This window comes from Peptoniphilus timonensis JC401 (genome assembly GCF_000312025.1).
Lineage (GTDB): Bacteria > Bacillota > Clostridia > Tissierellales > Peptoniphilaceae > Peptoniphilus_A > Peptoniphilus_A timonensis.
This window is the reverse complement of the sequence record NZ_HE978595.1, coordinates 67,035-80,175: the sequence shown is the minus strand read 5'-3', so window position 1 is coordinate 80,175 and position 13,141 is coordinate 67,035. Positions and strand designations below refer to the sequence as shown.

The 13,141-nt window shown below is 32.8% G+C and carries 11 protein-coding genes; 6 read left to right on the top strand and 5 right to left on the bottom strand.

Annotation, left to right across the window (positions count from 1 at the left end; genetic code table 11):
• Positions 1 to 957 carry a bile acid:sodium symporter family protein gene (locus tag HGPT_RS05710; RefSeq protein WP_019138874.1) on the top strand — a complete coding sequence of 319 codons (957 nt, stop codon included), beginning with the start codon at positions 1 to 3 and terminating at the stop codon, positions 955 to 957.
• Between the two features lie 48 nt (positions 958 to 1,005).
• On the opposite strand, the gene HGPT_RS05705 is transcribed toward HGPT_RS05710, so the two are convergent.
• Positions 1,006 to 1,482 carry a pyridoxamine 5'-phosphate oxidase family protein gene (locus HGPT_RS05705; protein WP_019138873.1) on the bottom strand — a complete coding sequence of 159 codons (477 nt, stop codon included), beginning with the start codon at positions 1,480 to 1,482 and terminating at the stop codon, positions 1,006 to 1,008.
• Between the two features lie 182 nt (positions 1,483 to 1,664).
• Here HGPT_RS05705 and HGPT_RS05700 point away from each other — a divergent pair, with 182 nt between their 5' ends.
• Positions 1,665 to 1,868: a cupin domain-containing protein gene (locus HGPT_RS05700; protein WP_019138872.1), complete on the top strand. Its 204-nt coding sequence runs from the start codon at positions 1,665 to 1,667 to the stop codon at positions 1,866 to 1,868.
• A gap of 205 nt (positions 1,869 to 2,073) precedes the next feature.
• On the opposite strand, the gene HGPT_RS05695 is transcribed toward HGPT_RS05700, so the two are convergent.
• Positions 2,074 to 4,395, bottom strand: a complete 2,322-nt coding sequence (locus HGPT_RS05695; RefSeq protein WP_019138871.1) for a bifunctional dihydroorotate dehydrogenase B NAD binding subunit/NADPH-dependent glutamate synthase — start codon at positions 4,393 to 4,395, stop codon at positions 2,074 to 2,076.
• A gap of 162 nt (positions 4,396 to 4,557) precedes the next feature.
• Between HGPT_RS05695 and proB the strand changes: the two genes are divergently transcribed.
• Together proB and HGPT_RS05685 are read left to right on the top strand one after the other, a co-directional pair.
• Entirely contained in the window at positions 4,558 to 5,340 is a 783-nt protein-coding gene (gene proB, locus HGPT_RS05690; protein WP_019138870.1) for a glutamate 5-kinase, read from the top strand.
• On the top strand, positions 5,318 to 6,574 hold the full coding sequence (locus HGPT_RS05685) for a glutamate-5-semialdehyde dehydrogenase (protein WP_019138869.1): 1,257 nt from the start codon (positions 5,318 to 5,320) through the stop codon (positions 6,572 to 6,574). Before proB ends, HGPT_RS05685 begins: the two co-directional genes overlap by 23 nt.
• Before the next feature lie 336 nt (positions 6,575 to 6,910).
• Here the strand turns inward: HGPT_RS05685 and HGPT_RS05680 are convergent, their stop codons facing one another.
• The 3 genes from HGPT_RS05680 to HGPT_RS05670 form a co-directional block, all read right to left on the bottom strand.
• Positions 6,911 to 8,968, bottom strand: a complete 2,058-nt coding sequence (locus HGPT_RS05680; RefSeq protein WP_019138868.1) for a TRAP transporter permease — start codon at positions 8,966 to 8,968, stop codon at positions 6,911 to 6,913.
• A complete protein-coding gene (locus tag HGPT_RS05675) occupies positions 8,958 to 9,314 on the bottom strand; it encodes a DUF1850 domain-containing protein (RefSeq protein ID WP_245544170.1) in 357 nt (118 codons plus the stop codon). The genes HGPT_RS05680 and HGPT_RS05675 overlap by 11 nt, the downstream gene beginning before the upstream one ends.
• 172 nt (positions 9,315 to 9,486) lie before the next feature.
• Complete coding sequence (locus tag HGPT_RS05670; RefSeq protein WP_019138866.1) at positions 9,487 to 10,551, bottom strand: TAXI family TRAP transporter solute-binding subunit; 1,065 nt, start codon at positions 10,549 to 10,551, stop codon at positions 9,487 to 9,489.
• Positions 10,552 to 10,914: 363 nt separating this feature from the next.
• Between HGPT_RS05670 and HGPT_RS05665 the strand changes: the two genes are divergently transcribed.
• Complete coding sequence (locus HGPT_RS05665) at positions 10,915 to 11,646, top strand: TraX family protein (protein ID WP_019138865.1); 732 nt, start codon at positions 10,915 to 10,917, stop codon at positions 11,644 to 11,646.
• Positions 11,647 to 11,733: 87 nt separating this feature from the next.
• Positions 11,734 to 13,104, top strand: coding sequence for an MATE family efflux transporter (locus HGPT_RS05660; RefSeq protein ID WP_019138864.1), 1,371 nt, complete (start codon positions 11,734 to 11,736; stop codon positions 13,102 to 13,104).
• Positions 13,105 to 13,141: the final 37 nt, after the last annotated feature.

Below are 13,141 nucleotides of genomic sequence, written 5' to 3'. Positions count from 1 at the left end.
GTGTTTAGAAAAATTTCACACTATATAGAAAAATACTTAATTTTAATAATATTATTTTTATCAGCTTGTGCTTTGAGATATCCCAATGCCTTTAAGGGTATGACAAATTACACTGCTCTTTTTTTGGCAGCAGCCATGTTTGGAATGGGAACAAGCATAGAAGTTAAGGACTTTAAAGAACTTTTAAAGGCACCAAAACTTATATTTTTGGGAGCCCTTTGTCAGTACACAATTATGCCCCTCTTGGCACTAATCCTATCAGTAATTTTTAAACTGCCAAAGGACATAAGCCTTGGAGTAATCCTTGTTGGGACTTGTCCAGGTGGAACTGCATCAAATGTTTTGAGTCACATAGCAGAAGGGGATTTGGCTTACTCTGTACTACTTACAGTAGCATCAACTTTACTTGCTCCAATATTGACACCACTTCTTGTCTATATTATGGCAGGATCTTTGGTTGAAGTTTCCTTCATATCAATGTTTATGTCTATTGTAAAAGTTATAGTAATACCAGTGGGACTTGGAATTATTGCCAATACTCTTTTAAAGGAAAAGTTAAAGAAAATAGATTTTATTTTTCCACTTATATCATCTGTGGCAATTGCCCTAATAATTGCTGCTATTGTTGGACTTAATGCAGAAAAAATTATGACTTCTGGTTTATTAGTTTTTGGAGTTGTTATTATTCACAATTTTTTGGGACTTATGATTGGTCTAGGACTAGGAAAAATAGTTGGACTTGATTATGATAAAAAGTCTACTCTTGCCATTGAAGTGGGAACACAAAACTCAGGTCTTGCAGTAGTTCTTGCAAATACAAACTTTGCAATGAATCCACTAGCAGCACTTCCTGGTGCAATTTTCTCTGTAGTTCAAAACTTAATTGGTTCAATTTTTGCCCATTATAGAGAAAGTCAAAGGGAAAAACGACTTGAAGAAGTTAAATTAAATATATAAAGAATTAGCCAAGGTTTTTTGCCTTGGCTTTTATAGTGAAGATATTTATTATTTTTCGTGGACTTTTTTGCAAGTCATATGTTCAACATTAAGACAATAAACAAGGACATTATCAAAACTTCTTTCCATAGTAGCATGGACTTCTTGGAGTGAGGGATAATATCTTTCTGCAAGCTCACTTAATTTTTTTGCTGCAAGTTCTTTATCTTCAATTATTTCGACTTTTCCAAAAATTACCACACTTTTAAGGTAAAAGGACCAGCCATTGTCAGAAAGCTCTTCGTCGCCATAAGTTACAAAAGAGGACTTGTTATTATTTTTAATGCAGTCAAGTTTGTAACCACTTTTTGCGCCATGAAAGTATAATTTATTTTCTTCGGCATCGTATAAATAATTTATTGGAAGGGAATAGGGATAGTCATTATCCCCATTAAAGGAGATGACTCCTCTTTTATTTTTCAAAAGTAATTTTTTAGCTTCATCGAGGGGAAGCTCTTGCTTTATTCTTCTCATTTGTCTAAACATTTTGCACCTCTTTTTTTTATAATTATAACAAATACTTTTACAATTATAAATTGAGAATAAAAATCATGTTATAATAAAAGAATGAAGGACTTATACAATATTTTTAAAAATATAAACTTTTCTGAAGAAAAAGAAATTGAAGAAAAATTTATGAAGATGAAAGTTTAAGGATTATTAGAACAATGTCACTTAATCAAGTTACAGATTTTTATGATCAGGATGAACTTGAAATTGTATTTTTGTTAAGAGGATCAGCTAATATAGAATATAGCCATGGGAGACTTATAAAATTAAGTGAAGGAGATAGTTTAGAGATAAAAGCTCATGAAATTCACAGGGTGTCTTGGCAAGAAAGAGCAGTTTGGCTTTGTATTTTTAAAAAATAATATGAAATAGGGAAGAGCAATGACTCTTATATTATAAAAAAAACCTCATGCACGAATATCTCATTACAAAAATTGGTGTTTTCTAAATCTCAAACTCGCTTACGCTCATACAGTGCGATTTTAGCCGAAGTTTTTCGATTTGAAAACTACACAATTTTTTACATAGGATATTCTTTGCAAGAGGTTTTTTAACTTTTATATAGAATTATTTATTTCTCAAAAATTCATCAATTGATTTTGCAGCATTTTTACCAGCACCCATGGCAAGAATTACTGTGGCAGATCCAGTTACAGCATCTCCACCAGCAAAGATTTCTTGACGAGATGTTTGAGAATCTTCATTTACGATTATTCCGCCCCAATTTTCTATTTCAAGATTTTTTGTAGTGGAAGAAATTAGTGGGTTTGGATTTGTGCCAAGAGCCATTATAACTGTTTGGAAGTTTTCTTCATATTCACTACCTTCAATTGGAACTGGTCTTCTTCTGCCAGATGCATCAGCTTCGCCAAGCTCATTTCTTTGACATTTTAGTCCTTTGACCCAACCTTCATCGTCTCCAAGAATTTCCACTGGAGCAGTTAGCATTTCAAACTTAATGCCTTCTTCCTTGGCGTGGTGAACTTCTTCTGTTCTAGCTGGAAGTTCCTTTTCAGTTCTTCTGTAGACAATGGAAACATCGGCGCCAAGTCTTTTTGCAACTCTAGCAGCATCCATTGCAACATTTCCGCCACCTATTACTGCAACTTTTTCTCCAACATTTACTGGAGTATCGTATTCTTCATCAAAAGATCTCATTAAATTGTTTCTTGTTAAGAATTCATTGGCAGAGTAAACACCATTTAAGTTTTCACCAGGTATATTCATGAACTTAGGAAGTCCTGCACCAGAACCGATAAATACTGCATCAAAACCCTCTTTGATTAAGTCGTCTATAGTTTCAGTTCTTCCTATTACAAAGTTATTTTCAAATTTAACTCCAAGTTTTTTTATGTTTTCAACTTCATATTCCACAACTTCATCGGGAAGCCTAAATTCTGGAATGCCGTAGATTAAAACTCCACCAGATTGTTGTAAGGCTTCAAAAACTGTGACATCGTAGCCCATCTTTGCAAGTTCACCTGCACAAGTAAGTCCTGCTGGACCTGCTCCAACTATGGCAACTTTTTTGTCAATTTTTCTTATGTCAGCATTTTCTCTAATTTGGTGGCGTCTTGCATAGTCAGCTGCAAATCTTTCAAGTTTACCAATAGAAACAGCATCGCCTCTATTTGCAAGAACACACCTTTCTTCGCATTGTGTTTCTTGTGGACAAACTCTACCACAAACTGCTGGAAGACTTGTATAAAGTGAAAGAACCTTGTAGGCTTCTTTGAAGTTTCCGTTGGCAATTTCCTTTATAAATCCTGGTATGTCAATGGAAACAGGGCAACCTCCTACACAGCCAGGATTCTTACAATTTAGGCACCTGCTTGCTTCAGTGACTGCTTCTTCGGCAGTGTAGCCAAGGCAAACTTCTTTAAAGTTTTTATTTCTTTCATCTGGTGCTTGTTCGGCTATAGGAACTCTTTTAAATCTGTCTTCAGCTTTTTTTATTACAAAGTCTTCATGACTTTCGCCTTCAACATTTTTATCTTGAACAGAATTTTCTGCAAGGTGGTCTGACACAGCTAGATCCATTGTGCAGTGGTGGTCAGATATTGTATGAGTTTTTTTGTTATCAATATATTGTCTTTGTCTTTTCATAGCAGAATCAAAATCAACTAAATGACCATCAAATTCTGGACCATCAACACAGGCAAATTTAGTTTTTCCACCAACAGAAACACGGCAAGCTCCACACATTCCTGTACCATCAACCATTATTGGGTTTAGGGAAACTGTTGTAGGAAGGCCATATTTCTTTGTAGTTAGACAGACAAATTTCATCATTATCATTGGTCCAATGGAAACAACGTGGTCGTATTTTTTATTTTCATTTTCTACAAGGTCTGTGATTTTATCAGTAACTAAACCCTTAAAACCATAGGATCCATCGTCAGTTGCTATGTATAAATTGTCGCAAACTGATTTTAGTTCTTCTTCTAGAATTACAAATTCCTTAGACTTTGCTCCAATAATTATGTCGCAATGAAATCCATTTTCTTTAAAAAACTTTGCTTGTGGATAAACTGGTGCAGTTCCAACTCCACCGGCAACGAATAAGTATTTTTTGTTTTTTAAATCATTTTTGTCCATATAATAAAAATCTGATGCATGGCCAAGAGGACCTACGAAGTCTTTGAAGCTTTCTCCTTCTTCAAATTTTGCAATTTTCTTTGTAGATTCACCAGAAGCTTGGACAACTATTTGGACGCTTCCTCTTTTAACATCGTAGTCTGAAATAGTAAGAGGAATTCTTTCAGAATATTTATCAGCAATTAAAATAATAAATTGACCTGGTTTTGCAGATGCTGCAATTTTAGGCGCATATATGTCAAATAAATAAATATTTGGCGCAAGTTCTTCTTTTTTTAAAATTTTTGGCAAAATAATCACACTCCAAGAATATTATAGCATAAGGGAAAATACAGGGTAGAGGAAATTTAAAATACTAAGCTTATTTATTTAAAAATAACTTTTAGCTGACAAATGCTAAAAAATATTTACTAAAGTGCAATTTTCAAGTATATTATATCTAAGGTGGTTGAAATGAGAAAATTTTCAAGAAAAATAAAGAAAATCGTGATAAAAGTTGGATCCTCTTCTATAACTCACGACAACGGAAAAATTAATTTGCAAAAAATTGACGAACTCTGCTTTGAAATAGCAAACTTAAAAAATCAAGGATATGATGTTGTCCTTGTTTCCTCTGGTGCTATTGCAGCAGGACGTGCCAAATTAAATTTAAAAGAAAGACCAAAGGAAACCTCAGATAAACAAGCTGCAGCAGCAGTTGGTCAAGTTGCTCTTACAAATATTTATGACAGATCACTTGTGTCCTATGGCTACAATTCTGCCCAAGTTCTTCTTACGAGAACTATAGAAAAAGACGATGAGATGAGGGTAAATGCAAAAAACACCTTTGAAAAACTTCAAGAAATGAGTGTAATTCCTATAATAAATGAAAACGACACAATTTCTACTTACGAAATTAAGTTTGGTGACAATGACACCCTTTCTGCAGTAATTGCAAGGATGATTGATGCGGATTTACTTATAATGCTTACAGATATAGAAGGTCTTTATACAGATGATCCAAGAAAGAATCATGATGCAAAAATAATTCATGAAGTCGAAAATATTGAAGACGTTGAGGGGATGGCAAAGGAAACTGATTCAAATCTTGGTACAGGTGGCATGTACACAAAGATTAAAGCAGCAAAGCTAGCCATAGAAAAGGACATAGAAGTTGTAATTGGATCTGGAGAAAAAATGAAAATAATTAGAGATATAGTTAAAGGAGAAGAAATTGGAACATATTTTAAGTGTTAAAGAACTTGGCAAAATTGCCAAAGAAGCTTCTTACAAGCTAAAAAAATTAAAAACTGGTGAAAAAAATAAAATGCTTCTTGAAATAAAGAATGCCCTCATTAGCGAAAGAGAAAATATTTTAAAAGCCAATGAAGAGGACATCAAAAATGGAAGAGAAAATAATATGCCAGAAGGTCTAATTGATAGACTTCTTTTGACTGATGAAAGATTAGATGCAATGGCAAAGTCGATTGATGAAGTAATTGACTTTAAGGATCCAGTTGGAAAAGTCCTATCTATGGAAGAAAATAGTGCAGGACTTTTAATTGGCAAAAAAACTGTCCCAATGGGAGTCATTGCAATTATTTATGAATCAAGACCTAATGTAACTCTTGATGCAGCAATTTTATCTCTAAAGGCTTCAAGTGCCATAATTCTTCGTGGCGGCAAGGAATCTATAAATTCTAACATAGCCATAGCAGATGCTATAAGACTTGGAATAAAAAATGCTGGCTACGATGAAAATTTTGTGCAAATAGTAAAAGATACTTCTAGAGAATCTTCTAAGGAACTTATGCAATTAAAGGGTTATGTAGATTTACTTTTACCAAGAGGTTCAGCATCACTTATTAATTCAGTTGTGGAAAATGCAAAAGTACCTGTAATAGAAACAGGTGTGGGCAATTGCCACATATATGTAGATGAAGATGCCGATATTGAAAATGCAGTAAAAATTATAGAAAATGCAAAAACTCAAAGAATTGGAGTTTGCAATGCAGTGGAATCTCTTGTTTTAAATAAAAATCTTCCAGATGAATTTTATAAACTTTTAAATGAAGTTGTAGAAAAATACAATATAAAAGTTCACGCAGATGAAAATGCCCTTCCTAAATTTAAAAATGCTCTAAAAGCAGAAGAAGATGACTACGCAAGAGAATACTTAGACTATGAATTTTCTGTAAAGACTGTAGATAATGTGGAAGAAGCAATTGATCACATTAGAAAGTATTCAACAGGTCATTCTGAATCAATTTTGACAAAATCCTATGATAAGGCAATAAAATTCTTGGAAGAAGTGGATTCAGCTTGTGTATATGTAAATGCTTCAACAAGATTTACAGATGGGGGAGAATTTGGAAAGGGTGCAGAACTAGGTATATCAACACAAAAGCTTCACGCCAGAGGACCAGTGGGCTTAGAAGAGTTAGTTAGCTACAAGTATATAATATTTGGTCATGGTGAATATAGAAAATAAAATTTATTTATTTTTGACAATTATTTTGAGAAGATAATTTTCATAAAAAAGTTAAAGATAAAAGAAGTAAAATTAAATAGCATAAATTAATCGGCAGGATTTTCTTGTCGATTTTTTGTAAGTATAAAAATATTAAAGTATAAAGATTATAAATATATTGAAGTATAAAGAATTTTTCAAATTTTAATAGTATTTATATATTTTTAAAGGAAATAATTTTCAGCTATAAAATTAATTGAAAATAAATTTAAAATGAAAAATAGTATAAAAAAAGAGGCTATATATAATATGTAACCTCTTTTTTGTATGATTTAATAAATTTAAAGATAATTAGTTTTATGCTGCAGCTGGTTTATCCTTGTTTAAAAGTCTTTGAGTAACAAAGATTATTGCTAAAGCGCCTAAGCCAATTGCATCTGTTAAAAGTTTTGGATCAAGAAGTGCAAAGGCAGCTCCAAGTAGGATAACTCTTTGCCAAATTCTTAGATTTCCAAATAGGTAAGATTCTACTGTACCTGCCAAGCAGACAGTACCAATAAGTGCTGTTACAATTGTTGGTAATGCTGATGTTATTGGAAGCCAGTTTACTGTTGTTCCCACAACTGAGTCAACCATAATTAAGTTTGGATTTATAACGAAGATGTAAGGTATTATAAAGGCACCAATTGCAAGTTTAAAGGCTTGGAAACCAGTCTTCATTGAGTTAGCACCTGCAATACCTGCTCCTGCGTAAGCTGCTAGGGCAACTGGAGGAGTAACGTCAGCAACTACACCAAAGTATAGGATAAATAAGTGAGCTGACATTAGGTTTACACCAAGTTTTGTTATTGCTGGAACAGCCATTGTTGCAAGAACTATATATTTTGCAGTAGTTGGAAGTCCCATTCCAAGTATAATTGAAGAAACCATTGTAAGAAGTAGTGTAGGTATAAGTTTACCTTTAGCAATTAATACAATAACTTCTGCGATTTTAAGACCGAAACCTGTAAGTGTTACAACACCTACGATCATACCGGCACATGCACAGGCACAAGCTACACCAACGGCACCCTTAGCACCTGCTTCCATTGCTCCAAGTATATCTTTTGGAGTAAAGGAATCGTCTTTTTTAATAAGTGATGCTGCAAAAGCAACGATAACACCAATAACAATACCAGTTAAAGCAGCCATTGTTGGCGGAAATTGTTTAACCAACATAAAGATAATAGCAATTAGAGGTAAAGTTAAGTAACCTTGTTTTCTTAAAATATTTGAAACCTTTGGAAGGGATTCTCTAGGCATTCCCTTTAGTCCAAGTTTACAAGCTTCTAAGTGAACCATTGTACCAACAGCTATATAATATAGAACAGCTGGGATAATAGCAGCTTTAACAATTGAAATATATGGGAAACCTGTGAAGTCTGCCATGATAAAAGCAGCAGCACCCATTACTGGAGGCATTATTTGTCCACCAGTTGATGCAGTAGCTTCAACGGCACCTGCATAGTGAGGTTTGTATCCAACAGATTTCATTAGAGGAATTGTAAAAGCACCAGTAGTAACTGTATTTGCAACAGATGATCCTGAGATAGAACCCATAAGTCCTGAAGATAATACTGATGTCATTGCTGGACCTGATCTTGTAGAACCAGTAAGAGCATAGGCAAAGTCTATAAAGAATTCACCAACGCCAGTTTTATCTAGGAACGATCCAAATAAGATAAACATAAATACAAATGTAGAAGATACTCCAAGTGGTGTACCCATAATACCTTCTGTAGTCATGTACATATGAGAAACAATTCTAGTTATATTAAAGCCTCTGTGGGCAAAAACGCCTGGCAAGCTTCTACCAAAATATGCAAATAGTAGGAACACTATGGTAACAATTGGAAGTTCTGGTCCAACAACTCTTCTTGTAACTTCAAGAGTAAGGAGAACTGCTAAAACACCCATTACCATGTCAAATGATGACATTTGACCACCCTTTAAGGCGATTTCTTCTACGTTAAAGAATATGTAGCCCCAAACAAAAATTGATAGAGCCATTAATATCCAATCTAAAATATCAATTTTATCTTTAGATGATTTTTTAAATCCAGGATATAGGGCAAAGCCAAGAGTAAAGGCAAAGATTAAGTGAAGTGATCTTTGCTTCATAGCTAAAAGTGTACCATTCCATGCTGTAAATAGATGGAAGGCAGACATTAATATTGCAACGATTGTAATGAATAATGCAACCTTGCCAGTTAACTTACGAAGTTTACTAGTTTCAAGGTCGTATTGTTCCATTAACTCGTCAACATTCATAGTACCTAGTTCTTCTGCAGACTTAACATTATTTTCAGTAGTGTTTTCTGTAGTCGTGTTTTCATTTTCTAGGTTTTCATTTAATTTTTTATCATTATCGCTCAATTTGGCACCTCCTTAGTGCGTAATCCAAAAGTGAAATGTGTTCGGTAGAAAATTCTAAAGCTTCTCTAGGCTCAGAAAATTCTAAGAAGGGAGTAGTTTTTCCATTAATTACAAGTTTGTGATTAGCTATGACTGCTCCTGTTCTATAAATAACAGTTTCAAAGGGAACATTCATATCATATAGACAAAAACTTCCGTCTTCAGCATACTTGAATTTGTAGATTAAATTAACAGGAAGACCTGCACCCTGATCTCTATATCTTTGTTCCATTAATATTAGTTTTCCGTCACGGACTTCATACCATTCGCTGGTTTCTGATCTTTCAACTGAATGTGTATATACTATGCCGAACCTTTCTTTATCCTTTAAATGTTCAATCTTTAATAGATCTTTATTAAAATAAGATTTGATTATTATTGCATCTATTTTTACAAAGGATAAAATAAAAAAACTAATATAATAAAGAGAATTGGAAAGAATAAAATCTTTCCAATGCCCTCTTTATTTCTACCATTCATTATTTTTTAACTTCGTCAAAATATTTTTGTGCACCTTTGTGAAGTTCAATACTCATACCATCAAGAGCCTTATCAAGAGCGATGTCGCCACCTCTAGCGTGAGATTCTTTCATAGTATCAAGGTTTTCAAATAATAGTTTTACAATGTTATAAGCATCTTCTTCAGCCATTTGTTCATCAACAGCAAGCATTGATTGAACAGCTACTACAGAGATTTCTTGGTCTTGTCCCTTGTATTCTGTAGGAGTGATGTGTAGGTTAACATAGAAAGGATATTTTTCGATTAAAGCTTCAGCTTTATCTTCTGCAATTGGAACTAGGTGAACATCGTGAGTTGTTGCAAGTTCAGTAATAGCTGAAGATGGGATAGCTGCAGTTAAGAAAGTTGCATCAATTTGACCAGATTTAATTTGGTCAGCAGCTTCTGCGAAAGATAAGTAATCTACTTTTCCTAAATCGTCATAAGAAATTCCGTGAATATCAAGAATTTGTTTAACGTTTACTTCAACACCAGATCCTGGAGCACCAACAGCAACTTTCTTGCCTTTAAGATCATCTATAGTTTTGATTCCAGATGAATCAGAAGCAACGATTTGTACTATTTCAGGATATAGACAGCATAGTCCTTTTAGACTAGGTTTCTTTTGTCCTTCAAAGATATCAGTGCCGTTTACTGCATAGTAAGCAACGTCGTTTTGAATAAATGCGATTTCTGCGTCTCCTCTAGTAACAAGTTCTACGTTTTCCTTAGAAGCACCAGTAGCTTGTGCAGTTGCTGTGTAGTCAACACCTGCATTGTTAAGAATGTTAGATAGTGCTCCACCTAGTGGGTAATATGTACCACCAGTACCACCAGTTGCAACTGACATAAATCCGCCCTTTGTTTCCATTAGGCCTTCAGCAGTCATTTCACCAGTAGATTCTTCTGTCTTAGCGTTTTCTTCAGTCTTAGTAGCGTTTGCAGTTTCTTCTTTCTTTGCATTTTCGCCACCACCACACGCTGTTAGCGTAAGTGTAACCAAAGCAATAAGCATGATCAATGTCGTAAATTTTTTCTTTGTCATAATATACCTCCTTGACATTATTCAAATAAACGAAACACTATGAAAATGTTTATTTGATGATTTAATAGTACAATAATAAAAAGAAAATGTCAATCTAATAATAAGTTGAAATAGGGAATTAACTTGGATAAAAATTCAAATAGTAAAAATCTGAAAACGGTTGTATTATGTATATCGAAATGATGTATTTGAAAGGAATTAAAAACAAAAATATTTTAAATTAAATTTATGACTTGTTAGGCTGATTTTAGGATTTTTAAAAAAATTATTTTTAAAATTAGAAAGATATAGTAAAATAATTGTACTTTTAAAATACAATTTTTATTTTGGATAAAAGCAAAAATAACAACAAAAGGACGAAAAATGAACAAAAGATTTACTAATGAAAAATTAAAGAAATTTCAAATTTTAAATGGAGCACAGTTAAAATATATTGCCTTTATATCTATGTTAATCGACCATGTAAACAAGGCGATAATTTTGCCATACCTTGAAGTTGGAAGTACTTTATCAAAGATTTCTTCTTTTTTTGATATTTTAGGTCGCATTGCTTTTCCACTATTTTCATTTTTTATAGTGGAAGGATTTTTTAGGACTCACTCAAGGAAAAAGTATTTACTTAACTTACTTTTCTTTGCAGTAATATCAGAAGTACCTTACGATATGTTCTCTTCAAAAGTTTTTTTGGAATTTAGATTAAATAATGTCTTGTTTTCCCTTGCACTTTCACTTATAACTATTTGGATCTTAGATGAATTTAGAAATAAATATGAAGAAAAACTTGGGAATTTTTGGATTTTATTTTCTATTCCACTTTTAATAATTATGTTTTTTGTATCAACTTTTGTATCAGGCGATTATGACTTTCATGCCATTATGACAACTTTTTTCTTTTATATATTTTACGATAAACCTATTACTTCGGTGTTTTTTGCCTATGTAGGCATTATCAATGAATATTGGTCAATACTTGGATTTGGACTCACTATAATGTATAATGGTGAAAAAGGAAAACAAAATAAAATCTTTAATTATTTATTTTATCCAGTGCATCTTTTTATACTTGGACTTTTGAGGATGTATCTTAATATTTAAATTTTAATCGAAGGCGCAGATGCGTCTTTTTATTTTTTTAAATTAATTTTAAAATTTTAAAGATTTTTATAAAATGGGAGATAATATATGAAAGAAGAAAATATTTTAGGAAGAGAAGATATAAAAAAGTTACTTATAAAGTTTGCAATACCAAGTATTTTGGCACTAATAGTAAGTTCTCTTTATAATATAGTGGACCAAATTTTTATTGGAAACTCTGTGGGAATGCTGGGAAATGCTGCTACAAATGTTGCCTTTCCTCTTGTGACAATTTGTACAGCTCTTGCACTTTTGTGTGGAATTGGTGGAGCTGCAAATTTTAATATTTCCCTTGGAAGAGGAGAAGATGAACTTGCAAGTCACTATATTAGAAATGCCATAAGTCTTGCCACAATTTCAGCCCTAATCTTTACAATAATAACTCATATATTTATGGGATCTTTCTTAAAAATTTTTGGGGCAACAGAAGAAATTATGGATTATGCCATAGAATATGTGTCCATAACTTCTTATGGTTTTATTTTTTTAATTCTAGTAAATGTTGGCTCAACTTTAATAAGAGCTGATGGAGCTCCAAAATATTCCATGTACTCTATGGTAGTGGGCGCTGTCATAAATTTAATTTTAGACCCTATTTTTATTTTTACCTTTAAAATGGGAATGGCTGGAGCAGCTTATGCAACTGTTCTTGGGCAGATTTTTTCTTTTTTAATGATAATATTTTATTTTACAAGGCATTTTAAATCTGTAGATTTAAAGGGAAAATATTTTGAATTTCAATTTGATAAGATGATTAATATTATAAGGCTTGGTGCAGCAAGTGGATTTAACCAAGTGGCAATACTTTTTGTGCAAATACTTATGAATAATTTTTACAGATACTATGGATCCTTGTCAGAATATGGTTCTAATATTCCTCTTGCAGCAGTGGGAATTGTCATGAAGGTAAGCATGGTGTTTTTCTGCATAAATATTGGACTTTCACAAGGACTTCAACCAATATCTTCTTTTAACTATGGTGCAAAAAATTATGACAGAGTAGTGGAAGTTTACAAACTTGCAATTAAGTATTCACTAATAATTTCATCACTTTCCTTTGTAATTTTCCAAGTCTTTCCAAGGCAAATAATTATGCTCTTTGGTGGAGGAAGTGACTTATATTTTGACTTCGCCATAAAATTATTTAGAATTATGCTTTTCTTTACATTTTTAAATGGTGTGCAGCCAGTTACTATGGGATTTTTGACATCAATTGGGCTTGCAAAAAGAGGAATTTTAATTTCCCTATTAAGACAAGTTATTCTCTTAGTTCCCTTTGCCTATCTTTATGCAAACTTATTTGGAGTAAAGGGACTTTTGTATGCACCGCCTACGGCAGATTTTATAACAGCTATAGTTACTTTTGTCCTTGCAAAAAAAGTTTTAGATGAGCTGAGAAAAAGACAAATAAGAGAATAAATTATTAGCCTTTGTATAAATCATTAACTTTAAGTAA